The 25391-nt window shown below is 65.4% G+C and carries 23 protein-coding genes; 12 read left to right on the top strand and 11 right to left on the bottom strand.

Annotation, left to right across the window (positions count from 1 at the left end):
* Positions 1-160 precede the first annotated feature (160 nt).
* The 3 genes from P2T57_RS10765 to P2T57_RS10755 are packed head-to-tail and all read right to left on the bottom strand — an operon-like array spanning position 161 to position 4195.
* Positions 161-1234 carry an ABC transporter ATP-binding protein gene (locus P2T57_RS10765; RefSeq protein ID WP_276299206.1) on the bottom strand — a complete coding sequence of 358 codons (1074 nt, stop codon included), beginning with the start codon at positions 1232-1234 and terminating at the stop codon, positions 161-163.
* Entirely contained in the window at positions 1231-3036 is a 1806-nt protein-coding gene (locus P2T57_RS10760) for an ABC transporter permease (protein ID WP_276299205.1), read from the bottom strand. Before P2T57_RS10760 ends, P2T57_RS10765 begins: the two co-directional genes overlap by 4 nt.
* Before the next feature lies 1 nt (position 3037).
* The gene (locus tag P2T57_RS10755; protein ID WP_276299204.1) at positions 3038-4195 is read right to left on the bottom strand and encodes a thiamine ABC transporter substrate-binding protein; all 1158 of its coding nucleotides are present in this window, start codon (positions 4193-4195) and stop codon (positions 3038-3040) included.
* A gap of 214 nt (positions 4196-4409) precedes the next feature.
* Between P2T57_RS10755 and P2T57_RS10750 the strand changes: the two genes are divergently transcribed.
* Positions 4410-5399, top strand: a complete 990-nt coding sequence (locus P2T57_RS10750) for an AI-2E family transporter (protein ID WP_276299203.1) — start codon at positions 4410-4412, stop codon at positions 5397-5399.
* Positions 5400-5413: 14 nt separating this feature from the next.
* Here P2T57_RS10750 and P2T57_RS10745 read toward each other — a convergent pair whose 3' ends face one another.
* Together P2T57_RS10745 and P2T57_RS10740 are read right to left on the bottom strand one after the other, a co-directional pair.
* Positions 5414-8737, bottom strand: a complete 3324-nt coding sequence (locus tag P2T57_RS10745) for a right-handed parallel beta-helix repeat-containing protein (protein WP_276299202.1) — start codon at positions 8735-8737, stop codon at positions 5414-5416.
* 484 nt (positions 8738-9221) lie between these two features.
* Positions 9222-10007 (bottom strand): sulfurtransferase, encoded by a 786-nt coding sequence (locus tag P2T57_RS10740; protein WP_276299201.1) that lies wholly within the window; start codon positions 10005-10007, stop codon positions 9222-9224.
* A gap of 234 nt (positions 10008-10241) precedes the next feature.
* On the opposite strand from P2T57_RS10740, the gene P2T57_RS10735 reads away from it, so the two are divergent.
* Positions 10242-11108, top strand: coding sequence for a sulfurtransferase (locus P2T57_RS10735; RefSeq protein ID WP_276299200.1), 867 nt, complete (start codon positions 10242-10244; stop codon positions 11106-11108).
* A gap of 21 nt (positions 11109-11129) precedes the next feature.
* Here P2T57_RS10735 and P2T57_RS10730 read toward each other — a convergent pair whose 3' ends face one another.
* Entirely contained in the window at positions 11130-11996 is an 867-nt protein-coding gene (locus tag P2T57_RS10730) for an SDR family oxidoreductase (protein ID WP_276299199.1), read from the bottom strand.
* 110 nt (positions 11997-12106) lie between these two features.
* Here P2T57_RS10730 and P2T57_RS10725 point away from each other — a divergent pair, with 110 nt between their 5' ends.
* The 8 genes from P2T57_RS10725 to P2T57_RS10690 all read left to right on the top strand — a co-directional run bounded on the left by P2T57_RS10725 (position 12107) and on the right by P2T57_RS10690 (position 19675).
* Complete coding sequence (locus P2T57_RS10725) at positions 12107-12910, top strand: acetoacetate decarboxylase family protein (RefSeq protein ID WP_276299198.1); 804 nt, start codon at positions 12107-12109, stop codon at positions 12908-12910.
* 51 nt (positions 12911-12961) lie between these two features.
* On the top strand, positions 12962-14074 hold the full coding sequence (locus tag P2T57_RS10720) for a sensor histidine kinase (protein ID WP_276299197.1): 1113 nt from the start codon (positions 12962-12964) through the stop codon (positions 14072-14074).
* 83 nt (positions 14075-14157) lie between these two features.
* Positions 14158-14802: a rubrerythrin family protein gene (locus tag P2T57_RS10715; protein WP_276299196.1), complete on the top strand. Its 645-nt coding sequence runs from the start codon at positions 14158-14160 to the stop codon at positions 14800-14802.
* Between the two features lie 133 nt (positions 14803-14935).
* Positions 14936-15097, top strand: a complete 162-nt coding sequence (locus P2T57_RS10710) for a hypothetical protein (protein WP_276299195.1) — start codon at positions 14936-14938, stop codon at positions 15095-15097.
* Between the two features lie 163 nt (positions 15098-15260).
* Complete coding sequence (locus tag P2T57_RS10705) at positions 15261-15629, top strand: hypothetical protein (protein WP_276299194.1); 369 nt, start codon at positions 15261-15263, stop codon at positions 15627-15629.
* Between the two features lie 74 nt (positions 15630-15703).
* The gene (gene uvrB, locus P2T57_RS10700) at positions 15704-17764 is read left to right on the top strand and encodes an excinuclease ABC subunit UvrB (protein ID WP_276299193.1); all 2061 of its coding nucleotides are present in this window, start codon (positions 15704-15706) and stop codon (positions 17762-17764) included.
* A 371-nt stretch (positions 17765-18135) separates the two neighbouring features.
* Positions 18136-19236 carry a sulfite exporter TauE/SafE family protein gene (locus P2T57_RS10695; protein ID WP_276299192.1) on the top strand — a complete coding sequence of 367 codons (1101 nt, stop codon included), beginning with the start codon at positions 18136-18138 and terminating at the stop codon, positions 19234-19236.
* 1 nt (position 19237) lies between these two features.
* Positions 19238-19675, top strand: coding sequence for a universal stress protein (locus tag P2T57_RS10690; RefSeq protein WP_276299191.1), 438 nt, complete (start codon positions 19238-19240; stop codon positions 19673-19675).
* Between the two features lie 22 nt (positions 19676-19697).
* On the opposite strand, the gene P2T57_RS10685 is transcribed toward P2T57_RS10690, so the two are convergent.
* Positions 19698-19898, bottom strand: coding sequence for a hypothetical protein (locus P2T57_RS10685; RefSeq protein WP_276299190.1), 201 nt, complete (start codon positions 19896-19898; stop codon positions 19698-19700).
* A gap of 172 nt (positions 19899-20070) precedes the next feature.
* Entirely contained in the window at positions 20071-21132 is a 1062-nt protein-coding gene (locus tag P2T57_RS10680) for an SPFH domain-containing protein (protein WP_276302100.1), read from the bottom strand.
* 197 nt (positions 21133-21329) lie between these two features.
* Between P2T57_RS10680 and P2T57_RS10675 the strand changes: the two genes are divergently transcribed.
* The gene (locus P2T57_RS10675; RefSeq protein WP_276299189.1) at positions 21330-21665 is read left to right on the top strand and encodes a hypothetical protein; all 336 of its coding nucleotides are present in this window, start codon (positions 21330-21332) and stop codon (positions 21663-21665) included.
* 114 nt (positions 21666-21779) lie between these two features.
* Positions 21780-21914 carry a hypothetical protein gene (locus P2T57_RS10670; RefSeq protein WP_276299188.1) on the top strand — a complete coding sequence of 45 codons (135 nt, stop codon included), beginning with the start codon at positions 21780-21782 and terminating at the stop codon, positions 21912-21914.
* A gap of 73 nt (positions 21915-21987) precedes the next feature.
* Here P2T57_RS10670 and P2T57_RS10665 read toward each other — a convergent pair whose 3' ends face one another.
* The 3 genes from P2T57_RS10665 to P2T57_RS10655 are packed head-to-tail and all read right to left on the bottom strand — an operon-like array spanning position 21988 to position 25317.
* Entirely contained in the window at positions 21988-23298 is a 1311-nt protein-coding gene (locus P2T57_RS10665; protein WP_276299187.1) for a YcaO-like family protein, read from the bottom strand.
* Positions 23258-24376, bottom strand: a complete 1119-nt coding sequence (locus tag P2T57_RS10660) for a TOMM precursor leader peptide-binding protein (protein ID WP_276299186.1) — start codon at positions 24374-24376, stop codon at positions 23258-23260. The genes P2T57_RS10665 and P2T57_RS10660 overlap by 41 nt, the downstream gene beginning before the upstream one ends.
* Entirely contained in the window at positions 24373-25317 is a 945-nt protein-coding gene (locus P2T57_RS10655) for a SagB/ThcOx family dehydrogenase (protein ID WP_276299184.1), read from the bottom strand. Before P2T57_RS10655 ends, P2T57_RS10660 begins: the two co-directional genes overlap by 4 nt.
* Positions 25318-25391: the final 74 nt, after the last annotated feature.

Here is a 25391-nt window from a genome sequence, read left to right as displayed (position 1 = left end):
CGCACTCCTCGTGCGAGGAGGTTGGGGAGGAGTGAGGCCATCGCGGTGCGGCGCGGGAGACTCCATCGCGCAAGCCTGAAGCTAGCTTCCTCGACACAGCGACGAAACTACCACCACCGACACAGATACAAAATCCGACCACGACCGCTATACCTTCGACTCACCGCTCCCCTACGACCTCACGCTCCCGACTTTCCGCAGAAACGACGTGAGCGTCCTCCGGCGCGAACCCGACCCGCACCCGCTCCGCATCAGGCCGCTCGGGGACCCGCAACGTCACGTCCCGGCCCTTCCAGTCGAGATGCACCCGGAAGGACTCACCGAGGAACTCGACGGTTTCGACGGTGGCCTCGAACCCGTTTTCGGCCGGGCCGCGGACCAACTTCTCCGGGCGGACGCAGAACGTGACCGTCTCGCCCTCCGGCGCGTCGAGACCTGCAAGTCGGAAGGTCGTTTCACCGACCCGAACCACGTCACCCGACGTGCCTGGTCCCGCCTCGACTTCACCCTCGAAGACGTTGTTCTCGCCGAGGAATTCCGCGACGAAGCGAGTGGTCGGGCGTCGGTACACGTCCTCCGGGCGACCGACCTGCTCGACGCGGCCGTCGTTCATCACCGCCACGCGGTCCGAGACGGCGAGGGCCTCCTCTTGGTCGTGGGTGACGTAAATCGTCGTGATGTCCAACTCCGACTGGATGCGCTTGACCTGCGTCCGAAGGTTCTGGCGGAGTCTGGCGTCGAGCGCGCTCATCGGTTCGTCAAGCAGGAGGACTTCCGGGCCGGGGGCCAGCGCCCGAGCGAGGGCGATTCGCTGTTGCTGGCCGCCCGAGAGTTCGTCCGGACTGCGCTCCTCGAATCCCGGCAGGTCCACCAGTTCCAGCAGGTCGGCCACGCGCTCGGCCTTCGACTGCTTGCCGGGCGTCTCGCGGAACCGCAGGCCGTAGGCGACGTTCTCGCCGACCGTCAGGTGAGGAAAGAGGGCGTAGTTCTGGAAGACGATGCCCACGTCGCGGTCCTCCGGGGGCACCCCGGCCATCTCCCGGTCGCCGAACCGGACCGACCCCGAGTCCGGCGTCTCGAACCCGGCGATGGCCCGGAGTGTGGTGGTCTTCCCGCACCCGGAGGGACCGACCAGCGTGAAGAACTCGCCGTCCGCCACGTCGAGGCTCACGTCCCGCAGGGCGTCCACGCCGTCGAAGGACTTGGAGATGCCCCGAATCGAGAGGTCGGTCACGCTTCCCACCGCCCACCGAGTCGGTCCACGACGACGAAACTCGCGCTGGTCACGGCCAACAGGACGGTCCCCATCGCCGAGGCCGGTCCCAGCGTCCGGTTGCCGATGTATCGCTCGACGGCGACTGGCATCGTGTAGCTACTGCTTCCGGTGGCCAAAATCACCGTCGAATCGAACTCGCCGATGCTGATGGCGAACGCGAAGGCGGCCCCGGCGGCGACCCCCGAGGCGACCAAGGGAAGTTCCACGTCCAACAGGGCGCGAACTCGGGTCGCGCCGAGCGCCCGCGCCGACTCCACGACAGAGCGGTCCACACCACCGAGGAGGGGCGCGACGTTCCGGACCACGAAGGGGTAGGCCGCGACCCCGTGGGCCGCGACGATGGCGACCGGTCCCGTCACCCGGAGGCGAGCGCCGAACAGTTCGACGCCGAAGACGAGTCCCCGCAACATCCCGAGGCCGACGACCACGCCGCTGACCGCGAGCGGAGCCATCGCGGCGGCGTCGGCGAGTCGGCTTCCCCGGCCTCCTCGGGTCGTCAGCACCGAGACGGTCACCCCCATCGGGAGCGCCACCAGCAGGGTCGCTGTGCCGAAAATCAGCGAGTTCTGAACTGCGACCCCCGGTTTCGTCTGGAAGGAGGCCCCCTCGACCTGTCGCTGGACGAGGAACTGGTAGTACTGGAGTGTGAGGCCCTGCGGTCCCGTGATGCTCTCGGCGACCATGCTGGCGATGGGGCCGACGAAGACCACCGCGACAATCGCGGCGTAGGCGACGACGCCGACGCGCTCGATTCCCGCGAGGAGCGTCGGCGATTCGGGAAGGAGTCGCTTTCGCGGCGGCGGGTTCGTAGTTCGACCGCCCGATTCTTGGGCCTCGTACCGGAGGTAGGCGTAGGTCAGCGCGAGCGAGACTGCGGTCTCTGCCACCGCGAGGGTGGCGGCCTCGGCGTACTCCAACTCTTGGACCAGCGAGTAGACCCAGACCTCGACGGTGGCCAACTGAAAGCCGCCGAGCGCGAGGACGATGGGGAACGACATGAACGTGAAGATGAACGTCAGAAGCGCGCCCGTCAGAATCGCGGGGAGGAGTTGCGGAGCGAGTACGTCCCGAAAGGCCCACCACGGGTTCGCGCCGAGCGACCGGGCGGTTTCGACCATTCGGGCGTCCACGCTCTCCCACGCCGCCGTCGTCACTCTCGCCACGAGAGGAGCGTTGTAGAAGGCGTGAGCGACCACGATGGCTTCGAGGGTGAACAGCAGGTTGACCGGACCGAGACCGAGCGAGGTCAGGACGGCGTTCAGCGGGCCGTTGGTCCCGAAGAACGCCACGAAGCCGATGGCGACCATGATGGAGGGCATCACGAACGGCAGGATGGTCAACGACCGAATCGTCCGCCTGCCGGGGAACTCGTAGCGCGAGAGGACGTAGGCTCCGGGCAAGCCGAGCGCGACGCTCGCAATCGTCGAGAGGAGGGCCTGAAACGCGGTGAACCCGAACAGGCCGAGGGGCGTCTCGGCGGCTACCGCCCCGAATCTGGCGAACTCCCCGGCGAAAATCGGGGCCAGCGCGCCGAAGTAGAAGGGGTCGGTGAGGACCTCTGCGACCGTTTCGAGGGTCCACGCGCCGCCGACTCGCACCGCGTCGGCGAAGACGGTGAGGACGGGGTAGTAGAAGACGACCAGCAGGACGAGGACAGTTGCGACTCCGAGGACCCCGAGCGCGTGGCGTTCGAGCCACGCCGACGCGCTGGGGGCGAACTCGTCCCGGCGGGTCTCGGCCGTGGCCCCGTCTCGGGTCACGCTACTTGCCGCCGGCTATCTGGCGCGCCCACGAATCGACCCACGAGTCGAGGTTGCCCTGTAGCTCCTCGTAGGTGAACGTGACCGGGTTCTCGGGCGTCTTGGCGTACTTCTGGAACTCGTCGCTGAGGGGTGCCCACTCGGTCGCGGGGTACTGCACGTTGAGTTGGGCGATTTTGGTCTGGGCGCGCTTGCTGAGCATGAAGTTCATGAACTCGTCGGCGAGTTCGGGGTTGTCGGTGTCGGCGAACTTGGCCATCCCCTCGGGGTTGGCGTAGCCTTGGTCGTTGAGGAAGCCGACCTGATGCTTCGACAGGTCCTTGTCTTGGCGGTTGGCGTACACTTGGTCGGTCGAATAGGAGACCACCATCGGGGCTTCGCCGTTCTCGTAGGCGGTGTAGGCGTCGCTCCACGACCCCAGAATCTTGATGCCGTTGTTCTTCAGGTCCTTCCAGTAGTCGAGGTACTGGTCCTCGCCGAGGGTGTTGACGGTCCAGAGCATGAACGCCCGGCCGGTGATGGAGGTCTTGGCGTTCTGGACGATGAGGTCGCCGTTGTACTGGTCTTTCAGCAGGTCTTGGAAGGTCTCGGGCGCGGGGTCAACGCCGCTCTCGTCGTAGACGAGGCTGATGTAGCCCGTGTCGTAGGGGACCGCGCGGTTCTGCGGGTCGAACTTGAGACCGTCTTTGACCTGTCCGTAGTTCGGAAGGTCGTCGCCCGTGGCGGTGAACAGCTTCTTGTCGCCGAGTTTCTCGTCGATGCGGATGAGGTGGTCCACGTTCAGGCCGACGTAGACGTCGGTGTCGATGTCCACGTTCTGGTCTGCGCGCTGGATGTAGTAGTTGACCTCGTTGTCGGGCGTCTCGTACTTGACCGTCACGTCGGGGTGGCGCTTCTCGAACTCCTTCTTGAGCCATCCGCCCGGCGCGGTGCTGGGCGCGTCGATGAACGAACTGTAGGTGGCGACTTTGAGCGTCCCGCTGAGGCTCTGTTCGGTCGTGGTCTGGGTGGTCTCCTCGGTGGTCGTCGCCTCGGCCTCGGTCGTGGTGTCGCCGGCCGTGGTGGTCGTCTCTTGGCCGCCCTCGTCGCCGCCGATACAGCCAGCGAGGCCGAGTACGCCCGCTGTCGCGCCGTGTTTCAGCAGAGTGCGTCGTCTCATTACCCGGTGGTTACATCCTGTGATACTTAACTGGCCGGATGTAGACCAGTAGCGCACCCCGGCGATAAAAACGGTGAGGCCGCGTTTGAGAAACAGAAGTAATTCTCTCGGATATATAAAATTATCTTAAAGACTGTTATAAATTCCCGTTCCGAAACGGTCCGCCGACGAGTCGGTGCCAAACGTTTTGCCACAGGGGTTCGATGTGGCGGGTATGCCCGCGACGAGACAACGGGTGTTGGCCGGTGTGCTGGCACTTCTGGGTCTACTCGCGGCGGCAGTGCTGTTCGATGTTCTGGGCACCGTCTTCTTCGCCATCACCGTCGCCTACGTGCTGGTTCCCCTCCACGAGCGACTGGTCGAACGAGGAGTCCCCTCGTGGTGGGCCAGCGCCGCCGCGACGACCATCGCGTTCGTCAGCGTCGTCGTGCTGTTCGCGTCGTTCGGCTTTCTGGTCTACCGGCGGCGGACCGAACTGGTCGGGTTCCTGCTGGACCTCCCCGAGAGCGTCACCGTCGAACTCCTCGGGTCGGTCTACACCATCGACGCGGGAATCGTGACCGAAGTCGCCAGCGAGTATCTGGCCGTCGTCGCGCTGGCGTTGGCACGCCTCGCGCCGGTCCTCGCGCTCAAGGGCACCCTGTTCGCCCTGCTGGTGTTCGCGCTCCTGATTCGGCGCGGACAGGCCCGGCGGGCGCTCCTCGGGCCGGTTCCCCGCGAGTACCGGGACCTCGCGTCGGCTTTCCACGAGCGCACCAGAGAAACCCTGTTCGCCATCTACGTCCTACAGGCCGCCACCGCCGTCGGGACCTTTCTCGTCGCGCTCCCCGTGTTCTACCTGCTGGACTACCAGTTCTACCTCACGCTGGCGCTGGTGGCGGGGTTCCTCCAGTTTCTCCCCATCGTCGGCCCGTCGTTTCTGGTCGGCCTGCTCGCGGTTTACCGACTGACTGCGAACGAGATTGCCGCCGCAATCGCGGTCCTCGTCCTCGGGGGCGTCCTCGTCGGGTGGCTTCCCGACGCGGTTATCCGGACCCGACTCGCCCGCGAGACGGCCGACCTGCCGGGAAGCCTCTACTTCGTCGGGTTCACTGGCGGCCTCCTCAGCGTCGGTCCCGTCGGGTTCATCGCCGGACCGCTGGTCGTGGCGCTCCTCGTGGAGGCCAGCGAACTCCTCGCCGGGGAAGTGAACGGTAGCGGGTGAGTCTCCCCGAGCGGTCATCCCAGCACTACCCAGAGGACCGCGACTAACACGGCCCACAGCACGCCGCCCCCGAGGCCCACCGCCAGCAGGCCGCCGGTCCCGAGCAGGCCGAACAGTATCCAGACGAGGACTCCCGCGACTGCGAGGCCGTTGATGACCTTCCCGCTGACGGGGACGCCCGCCCGCCGGAGCGACTGGACCACGCCGTACCCGCCCAGCGCCAGCGCCGTGAGGTAGAGGACCAGTCCGAGGAGACCCCCGAGCGTGGTGAACACCGACAGACTCGGCAGGAGTCCGCCCTCGTCGCTCTCGCCGGTTCCGCCCCCGGTCGAGGACTCGGTGGTCGTCGTCGCGTTCGCCTCGGGCGTCTCGGCGTCAGTCTCGGACGCCGTGGTCGTGGTCGCGCCCTCCTCGCGGACTCGAATCGTCGCGCTCGCCGATTCGGCGCTTTCGACGCCCATCTCGTCGGCCACGACCAGCGAAACGTCGTACCGCCCGGTCTGACCGACCTCGAACGTCGCGTTCGGATTCGCGGAGACGATTGGTGACGGCACGCTCGCGTTCGCCGGTCCCTCGACCACGAACCGGTGGGTTGCGACCCGGCCGTCGCTGTCGCGGTCACTCGACCCTCGCGCCGAGACGACCACCGAATCGCCGACCCTTGCGGCACCGCCGGCGACCGAGACGCTGGCCTCCGGTCGGTGGTAGCGCCGACCGAACGGCGACGATTCGGACGGCACGAAATCGACCCACCCGGCGGGGGTCACGATGCGGTCGCCCTCGCCCTCGGGGTGAATCGAGGCGTGGGTCGGCCCGTCGTCCGCGCCCCAGTAGTTTCGCTCGGCGACCACGGTCCGACTCGCGTTGACGAACAGTCGAGTCGTCGTGTTGGCGTCTACCAGCGTGCTGACGTTGACCGTCATCCCTCGGTCGTGGCCGTACACGTCGTTCTCGCTGACGACGACGCCGCGGCGGCCCTCGTCACCCTTCCGGAGGACGACCCCGGTCGGGATGTCCTCGGACAGCGACCGGACTGTGAGCGCGGCGTGATTCCCGTGCCAGACGTAGCCAGTCCGGTTGGGCCGGAGGACCACGGTGTAGTCGTCTGGATTACGGCCTTCGAGTCGGGCCTCCGCCTGCGGGTCGTCCACGAGTTCGCGGAGGTCCTCGCTCACGTCGCCAGTTCGGAAGATAGCGCCGGCCTCGCCCTCCTCCACGACGATTCCGGTCCCCGGTCGGTAGCCCCGAACCGCCTTCGGCGCGCCGAGACCGTAGGTGTTGAACACGACCCGGTTGTCGAGGATTCGACCGCCGAACGCGCCGGCGAGGCGGATGCCGTAGGCGTTGGCGGCCACGACGTTTCGGGCCACCGTGACCCGACCAGCGTGGGTCAACCGATTGTTCACGTTCACGCCGACCCCGGCGTTGTCGAGGACCCGGTTGTCGGCGATAGAGACGTTGTGAACCAACAGGCTCGTCCGGGCGCTGAAGCCGTGGCCGCGGTTGTCGGCGATGGTGTTGTCCGCGACATCCGAGGTCACGAACCGCTCGGCGAGGAGGCGGATTCCGTCGGCGTTCTCCTCGACCGAGTTGTTCCGCAGGGTCGCTCGCCCCACGAGTTCACCCTCGATGAACAGGCCCGCGCCGCCGTTACCGGTGATTTCGTTCCCGCTGACGGTGCCGGTCAGTCGCGTGGCCTCGGTGACGACCGAGACTCCTCGGCGGTCGTTGTCCGAAATCGCGTTGTCCGCGAGCGTCATCGAGAGGCGAGGAGCGTAGTAGCCGACCCGGTGGCGGACGCGAACCCCGGTCGTACTCGCGGTAACATCGTTTCGGGCGATTCGGATGGCCTCGGCGTTCTCGTTTCTGGCGTAGAGACCGATGCCGGCGTCCGCGCCCGAGATTCGGTTTCCGTCGAGGTCGAGGCCCGAGACACGGCGGGTGGCGATTCGGATTCCGTCGGCGTCGTCACCGACCCTCGAAACTCGGTTTCGGGCCACGGTCACGTCTTCGACTTGCCGGCCTCGGACCGCGATTCCGGACCCCCGAGTTTCGGATACGGTGTTGCCTTCGACCCGAACCTTGCGGGTCACGTCGCCTCCGACGAACACGGCCTGCTCGCCCATCGACTCGAAGGTCGAACCCGTCACGGTAATTCGGGTGGCGCGACTCGGTGGCCGGTTCCGCGGTGCCCGGTTTCGGTCGAAATCGGCACGGGACGAGTAGATTTCGAAGGGGAGGGCCGTCGGCGCGGTCTGGGAGACGCCGTTTCGCCGGAAATCGACCGTGACGGGATACGTGCCGTAGGTCCTCGGGTTCTCGGTGTCGTTGTACGCCACTCGGAGCGTCACGTCGGCGGGAACGGTGACGGGGCGTTCGAGTCGTATCTCGTAGGCGTTCGAACCGGGATTGGTGACAGTCGAAATCCGACCCAACAGCGACCGGTCCACCGTGCCGTTGTTGTTCAGGTCGAGGCCGAATCGCCGGAGCGAGGCGTTCTCGACTCGATGCACCTCGCCGTGCCCGTGGTAGGACACCCGGAAGGCGTCAATCGTCGCGTCGGTTCCGGGCATCACGCCGAGTTGATGCTCGGTCCGATTGCTGGGTTCGGTCGAGTTCGACGTGACGCTGAACCCGCCGACTGCGCCGGTTCCGGGCGTGACGGCGACGCCCCGTCTGCCGATGTCGGCGAACGTCGAGTCCGCGATTCGAATCCGCGGCGTCCCGGTGTCGTTGACCACCCGGACGCCGTTCCGGGTCACCTGCCGGACGGTGGCGTCGGTCACGTCGATGCGACCGACCGTGCTATCGACCGTGATGCCGTTCGTCGCCCGTTCGAGGACGACGTGAGACAACGAGAGGTGCGACTGGGCCGACCCCTCGTAGCGAATCGAGGCCCACCGAACTCGGTCGGGGGCCTGCGGTGCTGGCGCGACGGTAATCGGCGCGTAGGGCGTCCCTTGGGCGGTGAGATTCCCTTCGACGCGTATCGAGATGTCCGAGGCGGGTTGGACGGCGGTTCCCGGTTCCACGACGAGCGTCGCGCCCTCCTCGACGGTCACGTCGGCCGCGATTCGGTAGGGGCCTCCCTCGGCGGTCCACGTGGTGTCCTCGGCGATGTCCTCCTCGATGTAGGTCACGTTGGCAGAGTCGGCGGCCGAGCGCGAGTCTGTCGGGAGCGCGTCGGCGGGGAGTGCGTCGGCGTCGAGTGGGTCGCCAGCGAGCGCGTCCCCCGGAAGCGCGACCGCAGAGGCACCGATAGCAGAGGCTCCGAGCGCCGAGACTCCGAGACAGACGACGAAAAACGCGGCAAGCGTTCGGGTCGTCGCGCGGTTCACGGTGGCCCTTCAGAGATAAACGACATAAATCATCCCCTTCCTGACCTGTCCTCGGTGCGTGACGACCGAACCTCCGACAGACTGCCGGTAGAGGCGTGGGAACTCGTCTCGTATGAGTATGCGTATGATTCTCCGAGAAGTTTCATATGCAATCGGCGTGAATAATATAATCCATGTACGTTGTCTCTCAGACAATGACCGGTCGCACCGCCTCGGACGTGAAAGATGGTCGAACCAAGCGGCGTTCGACCCAGTTCGCGTTCCTGTAGACAGCACCCGATTTTCGCGTCGTCGTACCGCGATTTTCAGAGGTCAGGTCGAACCCGAAGAGACATCACCGCACGGAGGACAGCGGCGGATCGTCCCCGAACGGCGACCCCCGAAGTAATCGTCGCACGGTTGCGGACGCAGAAGCCGAGTTGACCGACTACCGGCCCGGAAACATTCCTCTATATTGCTTTTCCAATTGCAGAGTTATCTCTGCTTACGACTCGCCCGTCTCGATAGCCCCGCCGACGGCCTCCCACTCGGTCAGACTGCCCTCGTAGAATTCGAGGACGTCGTAGCCCAGCGACGAGAGGACGACGTAGGTGTGACTGATGCGCCGCGCGGTGTTACAGTACAGTACCACGCGCTTGTCGGGCGTGACGCCGTAGCGTTCCAGAATCTCCGTCAACTCGGCCCGCGGTTTCAGGCCGCGGGTCTCGTCGTCCACGAGTTCGCGCCAGTCGAGGTTGACCGCGCCGGGGATGTGGCCCTCCGCAAACTCGTCGTCGTCGCGGGTGTCTACGAGGACGGCATCGGGGTCGTCCATCGCCGACTCGACCTCCTCGCGGGTCACGAACGGCGAATCTTCGGATTCCCGAACTTCGTAGGGTACAGGCTCCACTTCGGGGGCCTCGCTCTCTGTCTCGTGTTCGCGCATCCACGAACTGAAGTCGCCGTCGAGGAGGTACAGGTCTCTGTGCCCGTAGGCTTCCGCAGTCACCAGAAACCGCGCGGCGAAGACGCCGTGGGTGTCGTCGTAGGCGACGATGGTGTCGTCTTCCGAGATGCCGGCCTCGCCCAGCAGGTCGGCCCACGCTTGGGCACCGGGGAGCATCCCCTCGTCGTCGTCTCCTCCGCTCCGGAACGTCTCGAAGGGGATACTGACTGCGCCCGGAACGTGGCCGATGCCGTCGTACTCCCACGCTTCTCGCACGTCCACGACTGCCACCTCGCCGAGGCGGTCGGCGAGCCAGTCAGCACCGACTACGACGTTTTCGTTCATCGCGCGAGGGTAGGGCGTCCGGGGCTAAATGCCTCGGGTTCGAGGCGTTCGCTCGCCCGGTCTCATAGCTACCAGCCATACTTGCCGCATCTCGGGAGTCCGAACGGAGCAGGTCCGACCGCCCACCCGCGAACCGAACCGGTCCCGGCAAGAGTTTCCGAGAGAGGCGACATAAGGCGTTACCTACCGTAAGTAAAGAGGATATAACGTGAGACCGTGTAGTCCTAGACGCTTATGAGCGACTCAGACTACGCGAACGACGTTCTCGTCACGGCCGACTGGGTGGCCGACCACCTCGACGAGTTCCAGAGCGACGACCCCGAGTACCGACTCGTGGAGGTAGACGTAGACACCGAGGCCTACGACGAGTCCCACGCGCCGGGCGCAATCGGGTTCAACTGGGAGACCCAACTGCAGGACCAGACCCAGCGCGACATCCTCGAAAAGTCCGATTTCGAGGACCTACTGGGTTCCCACGGAATCACCGAAGACTCCACCGTGGTCCTCTACGGTGACAACGCCAACTGGTTCGCGGCCTACGCCTACTGGCAGTTCAAGTACTACGGCCACGACGACGTGCGCCTGCTGGACGGCGGCCGGGACTACTGGCTAGACAACGACTACCCGACCACCGACGAGGTGCCCGAGTTCTCCGAGCAGACCTACGACGCCGGCGGTCCCCGCGAGTCCATCCGGGCCTACCGCGACGACGTGGAGAAGGCCATCGACCGGGGCGTCCCCCTCGTGGACGTTCGGTCGCCCGAGGAGTACTCCGGCGAAGTCCTCGCGCCGCCGGGACTCCAAGAGACCGCCCAGCGCGGCGGCCACATCCCCGGCGCGAAGAACATCTCGTGGGCCGCCGTCACCGACGACGACGGCACGTTCAAGACCCGCGAGGAACTCGCAGACCTCTACGCCGACGAGGGCATCGACGGCGACGGCACCACTGTCGCCTACTGCCGAATCGGCGAGCGCTCGTCTGTCGCGTGGTTCGCGCTCCACGAACTCCTCGGATACGACGACACCGTGAACTACGACGGGTCGTGGACCGAGTGGGGTAACTTGGTTGACGCGCCCATCGAGACCGGAAGCGGCGAGTAGATAGAACCCGAATCTCTTTCTTCAGAGCAGTCCGAAGCGCCGGAGTTTCGTCCCCAGTTTGCCAATCGCCCATCGGCCCTTGTCCTGCACCGAATCGGGGAGGAACCGCAGGAGGACCAGCCATCGCGCCACGCCGACCGGATACCGGGATTTCGGATTCGTTGCGGTCGCGGCGTGCAGAATCTCGTCGGCGACTGCCTCGGGTTCGACCGCCAGTGGCCCACCGTCGAGGAAGGGTCCCTCCTCGTGGAGTTCGTACACGTCGGCGTACTCCGGCGAGGCATCGATGTCGGCGAACTGCTGGCGGGCCTCGTCGTCGAACCCGGTCCGGACCCATCCGGGTTCGACCGCCACCACGTCGATGTCGGGGCCGGTCTCCATCCGGAGCGCGTCGGTCAGGCCCTCCAGCGCGAACTTGGCGCTCCCGTAGACCCCGAGACCGGGGAAGGTGACGCGGCCGAGGAGACTCGTCACGTTGACGATGGTGCCACCGTGCTGGTCGTGCATCTTCGGCAGGACGGCCCGAGCGAGGCGGTGGGGACCGTGGACCAGCACGTCGAACTGTTCGCGGGCCTTCTCGGTGGACACGTCCGCGACAGCGCCGAGGACGCCGTACCCCGCGTTGTTGACCAGACAGTCGATACTGCCCTCGTCGTCGGCGATGCGCTCGACTACCTCCTCGCACTGGGCCTCGTCGGTCACGTCCAACTCGGCGGTTTCGCACTCGTCTTCCAGCGGTTCCAACAGGTCGGTCCGGAGGTCGGTCGCGTAGACGGTCCACCCCCGCCGGGCGAACTCCCGAGCGGTGGCGCGTCCGATGCCGGACCCGCACCCGGTTATCAGCACGGTTCGGTCGTCGGTGGCGTCGCGTCGCCGATTGTGAGTCATGGTCGAACCTGCACGGACTGTCACCAAAGGTTTCCCGAATGTCCTTTCCGGGACGGGGATGCCCGCCCTCCGGCAGTAACGGTTTCAGGTTACTCTCCATAGTAGCCGGTATGGTCCCAGACGACGGGAGCGCCCCGGACGACGGCGAGCGCCGACCGCCCACTGGTCGCCAGCGCCAACCTTCGGCCGGTCACCAGCGCCGACTCTCGACGGGCCAGACCGTCGAACTCCCGCTGGAATGCGAGTTCACGCTGACCGGCGGCGTCTTTCCGGCGTCGGCCCGGCGACTCTCGGCAGGGCTTCCCGACCGCCTCTCGCCGGTCCGAATCGCGCCCCGGACCGGGGCAGTCACGCTCGCCAGCATCGAATATCACTACGTCGGCGGGTTGGACCCCTACGACGAGTTCGCGGTCATCGTGCCGGTCGTCGCCGATTCGCGGACCGACCTGCCCGGCGCGCAGTTAGTCGGCGGACTCGTCGCCGGAAGCGTCGGTGGCTACGTCAGCTATCTACCCGTCACGACCGAGGCCTCGGTCGCCCTCGGGCGGGAAATCTGGGGCTACCCCAAGGAGGTCGCCGACATCGAAATCCACGACCGAGGAGAACGTCGGCGCACCATCGTCTCCATCGACGGTGAGCGCGTCGTCTCGCTCGACATGCGGAAAGCCGAGACCAGCGAGCGCGGGGCGACGATGCGGAGTTTCACCCGGATGGACGGCCGACTCCTCGGGAGTCGCGTGGCCCTCGGCGGCGAGTTCGCCCTGACGCCCTTGCGACAGCGGGCCTCCTTCTCGCTCGGGGACCACGAGCGCGCCGACGAACTGGGGAAACTGGGACTCCGAGAGCGGCCGCTGGCGACGCTCTACGGCCACCGAATGCGGGCGAGACTGCATCCGAGCAGGGAGTTGAAGTGACGCACGTCGTATCGGTATCGTTACCTGACAGCGATACGTAGCCTCGCGCAGATGTCATCTCTCGGAGATAATATCGCCGGGCCGCTCTCCGCCGGCGAGACGAACGACCGCCGGTCGAAGGACGACCTTCGGCGGGCCGCGGGCAGTGCGGTCATCGCGCTCACTGGGTTCGGTCTGCTCATCCCAACAGTCACCCGACTCATCTCCGGGCCGGAATCGCTGTTCGCGGGCTTGCTGGCGGGTCTGGGAACGCTCGTCTCGATGCTCCTCGTCGGGACGGGGTACCTGATATATCACGCTGACTTCTCGGCGACCAACACCGTCCGCATCGCGGTGTGGAACACGCTCGGGGTCCTCGTCCTCGGGTCGGTCTTCGCGCTGGTGTACCTCTACGACCCGATTGCGGCCCCGCCGTTCGTCGTGGCGACCGTGCTGGGCGTCAGCGCCGCGGCCCACGTCATCATCGGCGTCAACGACGTGCGCCGGATTCGGGCCGAGGAGTTAGCGACCGAACGCGAGAAGACCGCGGTACTGAACCGCCTCATCCGCCACAACCTCCGGAACGACACCCAAGTCCTGAGCGGGTTCGCCGAGCGCCTGACGACCGAAATCGAGGACCCGGAACTGGCCGACATGGCCGAGCGCGTCCACCGCAAGGCCGACGACCTCGGCGGGATGTACGACGAGGTTGCGCAGGTCCAACAGACCATCGAAGGCAAAGAGACCACGACGAGTGCCGTCGAACTCCTCCCGGTCGCCGAGGCGGTCGCCGAGCGACTGCGCGCTGACCACCCCGACGCAGAAATCGAGGTCTCGATTCCGGACCGCCTCTCGGCCAGCGCGGACGACCGACTCGGGCGCGTCCTCGCCAACCTCGCGGAGAACGGTATCGAACACAATCCCGACGTTGCTCCGACCGTCGAGGTCTCGGCCGAGGCGGTCGGCGACCGCGTTGAGATTCGAGTCGCCGACGACGGGCCGGGTATCCCCGACGACGAGGTGGCGGTCCTGACCGGCGAGCGCGCCATCACCCAACTCGACCACGGGAGCGGGTTCGGTCTCTGGCTGGTCAAGTGGGTCGCCGAGGAGTACGGCGGCGAGTTGGCCTTCGAGGAGCGCGAGACCGGCGGCACCGTCGCGGTCCTCAGACTCGACGCGGCGTAGGTGTGTCGCGATTCGGTGCAACCGCGGTGGCCTCGCTTTCCGCGGACGCTACTTACAAGCGACTGGTCTCCGTATCGGGAGGTATGAACCCAGACGAGTTCCTCGACACCGTGCGCGACGACAACGAAACTGCCCTTTCGCGGCTTGGCTCCTCGAAGTCGCTCTACGCCGAAACCGAGGGGGAGATGGAACCGGAGACCGTCTTCCGCGCCGCCGCCGAGGCCGAACACGCCGCCAGCGAGACTTTCCAACAGTGGGCCGACGACGAGGAGGCCGCCGAGTCGGTCCGCGAGACCTTCGCCGACTTCGCCGACGAGGAGCGCGACCACTACGAGCAGGTCCTCGGGAAATTGGACGACGAGTCGCCCGCGGACCACGAACCCAGCGAGGTCCCGGCGATTCACGAGTACCTGCGGGACCTCGAAGGCGACCCGGCCCGCGTCGGCGGGTTCTTGGGTCGGACCCTCGCCAGCGAGAAGTCCAAGGAGCAGATGGTCGGGTTCTTCGTCGGGCAGGCCGACCCCCAGACCGCGCAACTGTTCCGCGACTTGGGTGAGGACTTGGACGGGCAAATCGAGCGCGGGACGGCGTTGCTCGATGAGGTCTGCGAGAGCGACGAGGACTGGAACACTGCGCTGGAGTCAGCGAGCGGCGCGATTCAGGCGGCCTACGACGAGTACACCGAGACGCTGGAGGGGATGGGCGTGAATCCGAAGCCGGTGTGTTAGGGATGGCCTAGGAAACTAGTATTCTTTTCTTCGACTGCTTATTCATTTGTCTAGAAAATGTTTTTATTTCTCTGGGACTTCTCGACTTACGCTCGCGGAATCCTTTTCGCCGAGCATCGCGTACGCTGGTAGCATGCCGCACAAGAAGCACCACCGATGCAACCTCTGCGGAACGGACTTCGAGACGGGCGACGACCTCGAAGAACACGTCGAACGCAGGCACCCCAAGAAGGACGTTCACTGGTGGGTCGTGGCCGAGGACCCGCGAGATTTACCGTTCGAGGTCCACGAGTAGCGATTTGGGACTGACCAGTTCGAGCGCGGGGTCCCGTCTGCTTGCTCGGTTATCGCAACGACCCAGTGCTTCTGAGAGGTCACGGAGCGGACGCCGGTGGCGAACTAGAAGTACCCCGGACAAAATATAAGAATTAATAAATAACCGGCGGCACATTCCGACCATGACCGATTCAGATTGGGAACTGTACGTCGAGGAGAACGTCGTCGTAGCGAGATTCCCCGAAGGCATGCCGGCGGACGAGTCGGAGTTTGCGAAGGTCAACGAGGAGTTCGAGGACCTTGCCACGCAAGAGGACGTGACCGCCCATATCTCGTTCGTGCAGATGGAAGACGCACTCCACGAAGGCGTCTACGAGAAGGCCGCAGAGGCCGCTCGCGTCGGCCGAGAGTACGGCATCGACAAGTGGGCGATGGTCTCGGACGGCATCAAGAAGATGGCCGTGGCGAGTTCCATCAACGACGTGGAGGGCGTCGAGACGACAACCACGTCGAGTTTCGAGGAGGCGATGGACTGGGCACGCGAGGAGTAACCGTTTCGACGCGCCACCGGCGCTGAGAACGCGACGAGGGGGTAAAGTAGCTCCAATCCCTATCTCGCTCTACAATGAGCGACGCCGATTCCGGACCGCTTTCGCCCGACAGACCAGAGGCCGAGAGCGAGTTTCGGGTCGATGCTCCGTTCAATCCCGCGGGCGACCAGCCGGACGCCATCCGGCAGTTGGCCGAGGGATTCGAGTCGGGCATGGACAAACAGACGTTGCTGGGGGTAACGGGGTCCGGGAAGACCAACACCGTCTCGTGGGTGGTCGAAGAAATCCAGAAGCCGACGCTGGTCATCGCGCACAACAAGACGCTCGCGGCGCAACTCTACGAGGAGTTCCGGAACCTCTTCCCCGACAACGCCGTCGAGTACTTCGTCAGTTACTACGACTACTACCAACCCGAGGCCTACGTCGAGCAGACCGACAAGTACATCGAGAAGGACGCCTCCATCAACGAGGAAATCGACAGACTCAGACACTCCGCGACGCGCTCCCTGCTGACTCGGGACGACGTAATCGTGGTGGCCTCGGTGTCGGCGATTTACGGCCTCGGCGACCCGCGGAACTACGAGGACATGAGCTTGCGGCTCGAAGTCGGCGACGAGGTGGGGAGAGACGAACTGCTGGCCCGCCTCGTGGACCTGAACTACGAGCGCAACGACGTGGACTTCACGCAGGGTACCTTCCGCGTGCGCGGGGACACTATCGAAATCTTCCCGATGTACGGTCGGTACGCGGTCCGGGTCGAGTTGTGGGGCGACGAAATCGACCGCATGATGAAGGTGGACCCCTTGGAGGGGGAGGTCCAATCTCAAGAGAGCGCGGTCCTCGTCCACCCCGGCGAACACTACTCCATCCCCGAGCAGACGATGGACGAGGCCGTCGCCGAAATCGAGGACGACTTGGACGACCGAATCCGGTACTTCGAGCGCAACAACGACCTCGTGGCGGCCCAGCGAATCGAGGAGCGCACCACTTTCGACCTCGAAATGATGAAGGAAGCGGGCTACTGCTCGGGCATCGAGAACTACTCGGTCTACCTCTCGGACCGCGAACCCGGCGACGCGCCCTACACCCTGCTGGACTACTTCCCCGACGACTTCCTCACTGTCATCGACGAGTCTCACCAGACCGTCCCGCAAATCAAGGGACAGTTCGCGGGTGACAAATCCAGAAAGGACAGCCTCGTGGAAAACGGCTTCCGCTTGCCGACCGCCTACGACAACCGCCCGCTCCAGTTCGACGAGTTCGAGGAGAAGACCGACAAGACCCTCTACGTCTCGGCGACTCCCGCCGACTACGAGCGTGACCAGAGCGACCAAATCGTCGAGCAAATCGTTCGCCCGACCCACCTCGTGGACCCGAAAGTCGAGGTGTCGGACGCCGAAGGGCAAATCGACGACCTGATGGACCGCATCGAGACGCGGACTGCAAACGACGAGCGCGTCCTCGTCACCACCCTGACCAAGCGCATGGCCGAGGACCTGACCGAGTACCTCGAAGAAGCGGGCGTGGCGGTCGAATACATGCACGACGAGACCGACACCCTCGAACGCCACGAACTCGTCCGGGGCCTGCGCCTCGGCGAGTTCGACGTGCTGGTGGGCATCAACCTCCTCCGGGAGGGACTGGACATCCCCGAGGTCTCGCTGGTGGCCATCCTCGACGCCGACCAGCAGGGTTTCCTGCGTTCGGAGACCTCGCTGGTCCAGACCATGGGTCGCGCCGCGCGGAACGTCAACGGCGAGGTGGTCCTCTACGCCGACGAGACCACCGACGCGATGGAGGCCGCAATCGGCGAGACCCAGCGCCGCAGACGCATCCAGCAGGAGTACAACGAGGAGCGCGGCTTCACCCCGACCACCATCGAGAAGGAAGTCTCGGAGGCCAACCTGCCGGGGAGCGAGACCGACACCTCCGGGGTCAGTTCGGGCGAACCAGAAACCGACGACGAGGCCGAGGCCCGAATCGAGGAGTTGGAGGAGCGCATGAACGAGGCCGCGAGCAACCTCGAATTCGAACTCGCCGCCGACATCCGGGACCGGATTCGAGAGTTGCGCGAGGAGTTCGAAGTGGACGTGGATGTCGAAGGCGGCGTGCCGGAACCGGACGCCGAGTTCTGACGACCGTCGCGGTTTCCGGTCGGCGCCGCGAAACCTCTCTAAACGTAATAATCGAACACCGCATTTATCACCTTCATTAAGACTTTTTTACCGCCACTCTGTTAGACGCGGGCACTATGAAACAGCAGATAGCGGACGCTCGCTCGGACCCCGGACACCCGATTCAGCCGCCGACAGGAGGGTTCACTTAGATGCGACGCGCTTCGGCGTCTCTCCCGGCGGAATCGCCCGTTCGAGAACCACCAGCCATCGACCACCACTCGTTCTCACCGACAGTCACGGCACGCTCGCCAGCGTCACCGACGCGCTCAGCGCAGGGTCAGGTCCCTGCGGTGCGGAAACACAACTAACACGAGAGTCACCAACTACCAATGCCACTCGAAAACGTTAGTGACACGTCCTACAGCCAGATTCAGAAGTCCTTCCTGAAGTATCAGCACCTGTTCGTGTTCACCGCTCCGGTGTTGTTCGTGACTGCGGTGTACTTCTTCGCACCGACCTCGGGCGGTACGGGGGCCGAGTACTGGTTAGAGTACTGGTGGCTGTTCCCGTTCTTCCTGACCGGTGCGACCATCGTGAACACCGTGGGAATCAGCGGGTCGGCGCTGTTCGTGCCCTACCTCATCTTTATCTTCCCGATATTAGCGTTCCCGCTCGAACCCGAGACCATCGTGAAGGTCGGTCTCATCAGCGAGGCCTTCGGCCTGTCGAGTTCGTCGGTCGCATTCATCCAGTACGGACTGGTGGACCGACGACTCGCGCTCACGCTGGTCGGCGGGTCGATTCCCTTCGTCGTCGGCGGCGCGCTCCTGTCGTTCATCATCCCGGAAGTCGTCTTCCACTCGCTTCTGGGCCTCGCGCTCCTCGCGGCGTCGTACCTCCTGTTCAAGGCCGACCTCGGCCACGGAGAGTCCGACAGCGCGTCCGAGGAGTCCGAGGCAGTCGCCGACGGCGGCGAGACGCGGGACCTGCCCAACGACAGCGGGAAACTCGGCCCGGCGGGGGTCCGCACCGACGACGAGGGCACCGTGACCCGAGTGGACCGCGAGGGCGACGATTACGTCTACACCCGCGGTGGCTACCTCCGGCGGTTCGCCAACTACAGCATCGGCGGGACGTTTCAGGGACTGGCCGGGTTCGGCATCGGCGAGTTGGGCATTATCTCGATGCTGGGCACGTCGGTTCCGGTCCGGGTCGCCATCGGGACCAATCACATCGTGGTCGCGCTGACCGCAATCTTGGCTTCGCTCGTCCACGTCTTCGGCGGCGGACTGGTCGGCGGCCACTCGCTCAGTCTCGCCAGCACGCCGTGGAACATGGTGGTGTTCACGGTGCCCGCCACGGTGACGGGCGGCCAAATCGCGCCCTACGTGTCCAACGCGCTCGGGACCGGGACCATCAAGAAGTTCGTCGGCGCGCTGTTCGCCGTCATCTCGGTCGCACTGTTCCTGATGGCTCTCGGGGGTGTCTGAAATGTACGAGGACATCCTCCTCCCGACCGACGGGAGCGACGGGACGATTGCGTCGGTGACCCACGCCGGCGAACTCGCCGAGACTTACGACGCGACGGTTCACGTCCTCTCGGTCGTGGACACCCGCAACCGGTTCGAGAGTCCGTCGAGCGGTATCGCGCCGGAAGCGTGGACCGAGGCCGAGCGCGAACGCGCCGACGAGTCCATCCAGAACGCCAAAACCGCGCTTCCGGACGACGTGGCGGTCGAATCGGTCGTCGCCGAGGGCGTCCCTCAGACCCAGATTCTCGACTACGTGGACGAGGAGGACGTCGATGTCGTCGTGATGGCGACACACGGTCGGACCGGACTCGACCACTACCTCATCGGGAGCGTCACGGAGAAAGTCGTCCGGAAGTCGCCGGCACCGGTCCTGACGGTCAGAATCGACGAGGAGTAGGGTTCTCCTCGCTCCTCGAAAACTACTTTTCGCCCGAGACGGCCGCGGTCCGCATCTCGACGTAGCGCCGAGGCCACGTCGTCAGATGGGTTCCGAGTCGTCTCGGGATGGCTTCAAGCGTGGCTATGCCAGAGACGAACTTGTCCGCTAAGCCGCGTCCTCGTCCACTGTCGTCGGGGGCGTCGTCGCCGTAGCCTCTGGTAGGGTCACTCTCGAAGCTCATGCGTGTCAATGTTGTGCATGGGGGATAGTAAATCCCCGTGTTCTCCCCCGATAATAGCCGAAAACAAGTGTTAGAAACCAATATACATTTCTTAGAAAAATCTGAATGTTGCCGTTAGACATATATAGATTAGTGAGGCGGCGTCACCGACGACGCTACCGTTCCCGCGAACTCACCGCTCGCGCTCGTCCGTGACTTCGACCGCTGGTTCGGCCTCGGGGTCCTCGTCGGTGGTGGGTTCCCCTTCGTCCGGTCCGTCGTCAAGGTCCGTCCCGACTTCGCCCGCCAGCATCTCCTCCACGTCGTCCAGACCGAGGAGTTCGCGGGTCTCGGCGTCGAAGTTGAGGCTATCGAGTTCGCTGTCGCCCGCCTTCACGTCGCTCCCGGTCAGGTGCTTGCCGTACCGACCCACCATCGAGGTGAGTTCTTGGGGCAGGACGAAACTGGTCGAGTCGCCCTGTCCGATGGCGTCCAGCGTCTCGAGGCCCTTGTCGATGACCGCGCGTTCGCCCATCGACTCGGCGGATTTGGCGCGCAGGACCGTCGAGAGCGAGTCGCCTTGGGCCTCCAGAATCTGGCTCTGCTTCTCGCCCTGCGCCCGGATGACGTTCGACGCTTTCTCGCCCTGCGCTCGCTCGATGGCGCTCCGGCGCTCGCCCTGCGCTTCCAGAATCATCGCCCGCCGTCTGCGCTCTGCGGCGGTCTGTTGCTCCATCGCGCTCACGACGGTCGGCGTGGGCATCACCTTCTGGACCTCGACGCTCTCGACTCGGACGCCCCACTCGTCGGTCGGCCTGTCGAGTTCCTCATGAATTCGACTGTTTATCTCCTTCTGGCGACTCAGGGTGTCGTCCAGCGGCATGTCGCCGATGACCGCCCGGAGCGTGGTCTGGGCGAGGTCCGAGACGGCTTTCTCGTAGTCCTCGACCTCCAGATACGCCTTCTCGGCGTCCATCACTCGGATGTAGATGACCGCATCGGCCGTGACCGGCGAGTTGTCCTCGGTGATGGCCTCCTGTTCGGGCACGTCGAGCGTCTGGGTCCGCATGTCGAAGGTGTGGGTCTTGCTCACCAGCGGCGGGACGATGTTGAGGCCCGGCCCGAGGAGTTTCCGGTACTCGCCGAACACCGTCAGCGCGCGCTTCTCGTAGGGTCCCACGATTTCGACCGCGCTGGCTAGCACCGCAATCGCCAGTCCGAGCGCCAGTAGACCCAGAACCGCCACGGGGTCCATGAGCGGCAAGAGAAGGAGGAGGGCGAAGGCCGTGACGACGACCGCCAGTAGACGCGAGACGCTGACACCGGCGGTGAGTCGTCCGAGTTCGTAGAAGGGGTTCATGTTATTCGTTCGATGCTATGTGGGCGTAACGTTTCACGTTTGCGCCGGGGGACATCCTGACGTATTTTGTCGCTGGCCGGACAAAGCAGGGTATGGCGAACACGCGAGTCGCGCTGGCCAAGGGGTTCTCGGTCGCCGTCGTCGTCCTACTGGTCGCTATCGGGGCCTACGTCCTCGTCGTCCTCGGCGGGTTCTCCCAGAACGGTCTCCTCTACTATCTGGTAACGCTCTCGTTCGCCCTCACCGGCACGCGAGGCATCTGGGCCGGACGCTACAAAATCGCGGCCATCGGGGCCGTCGGGATGCTGATATTCGCGGCGATTCAGGGCGCGCAGGGCGCGGTCGCGGTCGGACTGGCGATACTCCTGCTGGTCGCGCTGGTCGTGGGGTACTCGGGCCGGACGCGCGAGCAACTGAGCGAGGGCTAATCGAGGTGAACTAGCGACGAACAATCGTTCTGGACTTTGGCATGCGTGTCTCGGATAGTAGTAGTATATATCACAATAATATTTATTATATCACATTCTATATAAGCTAATTGCATGTCATTCGACATCGAAGACCAGACCGAAGGCAACGACGAATCCACCGAACCCGTCGCACCGGGAACGTCGCTCTCGTGCGGCAACTGGGGTTGCTACGAGGAGCCGAACAGTCTTAGCTTCCTGCCGTTCTGAGCGGCGACAGGACGGTCCGACCGTTCTCCAGTTTTTGGACCGACCCCGAGCGCCCGTCGCGTTCGGCGGTTCGCTACGGATACGGATGGGGCATCTCCGGCACGTCCACGTCGGCCAGTTGCGGGTGTTCCGTTGGCGGGAGCGACGACGGCGGGAACGGGACGAGTTCCGGAACGACGACCCGGACCGCGCGGATGCCGACCTCGCGCACGTCCGGCGTCGTGACCTCGACGGCGACGGGCGTGCAACCGGCGGCGTCGAGACGGTCGAGACACGTCGCCAGTTCGTCCTCGACTCGCTGGGCCTCGGGGAGCGTGGTCTCCTCGCCCGCCACGAAGAAGGAGACGCGGTCGAAGTTCTCCGGGCGGGCGTACAGCAGGGTGTTCTCCGTGAAGTTCCAGATACTGGTGGGGTCGATGGCGTCGAGGTCGTACTCGGCCCGCACGTGTTCGAGGTACGGGAAGGCTTGGGCCGCCTCGACCATCGCGTCGGTGGCGGCCGCGATGGGATTGAAGTCGGCGCTCCCGCCGATGGCGAACTTGGGAAAGCGCTCGCGGTCGTCCACGATGGCGGCCCCGTAGGTCGGCACGTCAACCGTGCCGTCGTACTCGAAGACCGACAGCGAGCGGTGGTCGCCCGGCAACAGGCGGTCGCGGCGGTCGGCGAGTTCCGGCACGGCGTCCGGGTCAACTCGCGGCGGCGGCGTCTGCTCGCACCACGTCGTCACGAACGCGTCCCGCTCTACGACCTCGTACAGCCCCGACAGGAGGGCGGATTCGAGGGTCGGTCCCGCCGCCGCCCCGTTCGAGGTCCCGACGACGGCGCGGGGGTACTCGGTCAGTTTCCCCGCTCGATTCCAGACGAGTTCCGCGGGAACGTACGACTCCTCGCCCGTGAGGAGATTCGTCCCGGCGACCCACGGGAGCGTCGTCTCTCGCGAGAGCGGAGCTAGCCACTCGGGGTCGTCGGGTCCGAGGTCGTCCTGTCCGTACGCGGTCAGGTACTCGAAGTCGGGGACCTCGCCCCGGTCGGCCATCTCGTCGTGGCTTCCCTCTGTGAGCGCCTCCTCTCGGGGCCAGTGGAGACAGTAGCGTTCGGCGAACTCCCCGAGCGTGCCGGTCAGGGTCGCCCGAGCGTCGAGGCCCTTCCCGCCGGCCTCGATGTCGGCTGTGTGCCCCGCGCCGAGCCAGCCGAGGTCGGCGTGGTCTACCGACCCGACTCTCGCGCGGGGACCGCTCCGGTCGAGCGACGAGTGGGCGAGGTTGCTCACGAGGCCCGTCTTGGTGCCGACGAGTCGGTTGTACTCCGGCGGGAGCGGTTCGTCCGGAACCGTGAACTCCATGCTATCGACCCCCGCGCCGGTCCCGCTGTCCACGACTGCCATCGCGGTTGTGCCGTTTGGCCTCCACCACGTCCTCGACGGTGACGAACCGCTTGTCGTCCTCGCCGGGGGACTTCCCGCAGGTTTCGCACCGCGGGAGTCGCAACACGTCGTTGACCTCGACCGAGAGGTCGAGGAAGTTCACGGTGATGGTCTGGCCGACCGTGTAGGCCTGTCCGTACGCCAGCAGGTTGAGGAGGTCAACGGTCGCGTATCCGGCCAGCATCCGCGAGTAGGCGGGCAGACCCACTGACGCGAGGCTTCCCGAGTCGGTCTCGGCGAATCCGTTTCGGAAGGTCGCGTATCCCTCGGGGTTCGAGAGGTTCGAGACGATTCGTCGCTCCATACATCGGTAACATCCTGTTTCGCCGGGGAAGAACACGGGACCGACGAGACCGTCGAACCCTCGCCGCTGGACCAGCATCCACGGCGTCGCCGTCTCGTGAGCGAGTCGGTCGAGTTCGGTGGCGAGCGACGGATACTCGCCATCGACGGCGAACGCGACGTACTCGCTGGCGCGAACCGCGGCCTCGAAGTCGCCGTCCAGCACCGTGACGTTCTCCCGGCCTTCGAGGTGCGAGAGGTCTGCCCGCGCTTGCTCGACCGGTTGGACGACTGCCACCTCGCCGACGCCCGAACGGGCGAGGTCCTCGGCGATTTGGGGGCCGATTTCGCCCGCGTTGACGACCAGAATTTCGGCGTCCTCGAGTCGGCGGTAGTTCTCCTCGGCGAACTTCTTGGAGTGGACTACTTGGGGCCATCCCCGAGACTCCGGACGCTCGGCGGCGTCGTAGACGACGTTCTTCTGGGCCAGTCCTTCGAGGAGCGCCAGCAGGTCGTCGTGGTCGGACTCGTCGAACTCTGCGAGAATCTCCTCGATGGGATTCGTGCCGTCCAGCAGTTCGAACAGGTCGGCGATGGCGTCCTCGTCTTCGGTCTCGCGGATGGCCACCGCCGGTCCGGTCCACGGCCCGGCCCGGACGTGAACGGTGTTCTCGTCGGCCTGCATCGCCACGAACGCGGGATTGAGCTTCGGTTTCGAGAGGACGCGCTCGATTCGCGCTCGCCGGTCGGCGTTCATCGCTGGCCTCCTCCGTCGGAAACGTGACCGGCGCGCTCGCTCTCGGGAACGCCGACGAATCCGGTGTAGATTGCGGCCTCGTCCACACCGTCGATGCCGAGGAAGTCGTTGACCTCGTCCTCGCGGGCCGCGGCGAACGGGGCCGACGCCAACCCCATCGCGGTGGCGACGAGTTGGACGTTCTGGACGATGTGGCCCGACTCCTGAAGCGCGAACCGGTAGCCGCGGGGACCGTACTTGGCCTTGCTCCGCCAGAACGCCGCCGTGAACGCGAACGACAGGGCGGCGTTCGTCGGGTCGAGGACGCCGCCGGTAGCGAACAGTTCGGCAACTTCGTCGGCGAACGACTCGTCGCCGCGCCGGAGGACGCGGAGCGCGTGGTCGTCAGGGACGTAGTAGTAGAGGCCCTCCTCGAGGTCGTCGCCGGCGTTCAGGACGGCGAAGTAGGTCTCGACCGGGTAGAGTCCGCCGCCGGAAGGGTAGGCGCGTCCGAAGTTCTCGACGCCGTCGGGGGCCGAGAGACGCCCGGTCGCGCCGCAACTGTAGTACAGGAGCGTCGAGAGTCGGTCGAGCGAGAGTCCCTCGCCCGAGTACGACCGGACGGTTCGACGGCGGCGAATCGCGTCCGAGAGGTCCACGTCGAAGCTTTCGGCGGGTGTCGGGAGGTCGATTCGCTCGTGGCCCTCGTACTCCGGCGGTGCCTTCGAGAGGGCGTACTGCATCGTCTCGTCGTGGACGAAGTGGGACATCGTGGACTGGTCGCTCCGATTGGTGCGCTCGGTGTACTTGGTGTTCTCGTGGAACACCTCCGCGATGTCGGCCTCGGAGAACTCCTTGCGCCGGAAGGCTTCGAGGTGGGCGTGGGTCGGTGCCGGTCGCGTACTCCGGCGGTCGTACTTACTCGACATGAGTTGGTTCAGTGCGTCGGTGTCGAACTCCATCGTCGGTGGGATTCTCCAGTCCGTCACTAAAATCTATGTTCTCCACGCGGCCGAGAAACTATCTCGCCAGCGCA

Source organism: Halorussus lipolyticus (assembly GCF_029338375.1).
GTDB classification, from domain to species: domain Archaea; phylum Halobacteriota; class Halobacteria; order Halobacteriales; family Haladaptataceae; genus Halorussus; species Halorussus lipolyticus.
This window is presented reverse-complemented; position numbering and strand designations above follow the sequence as displayed.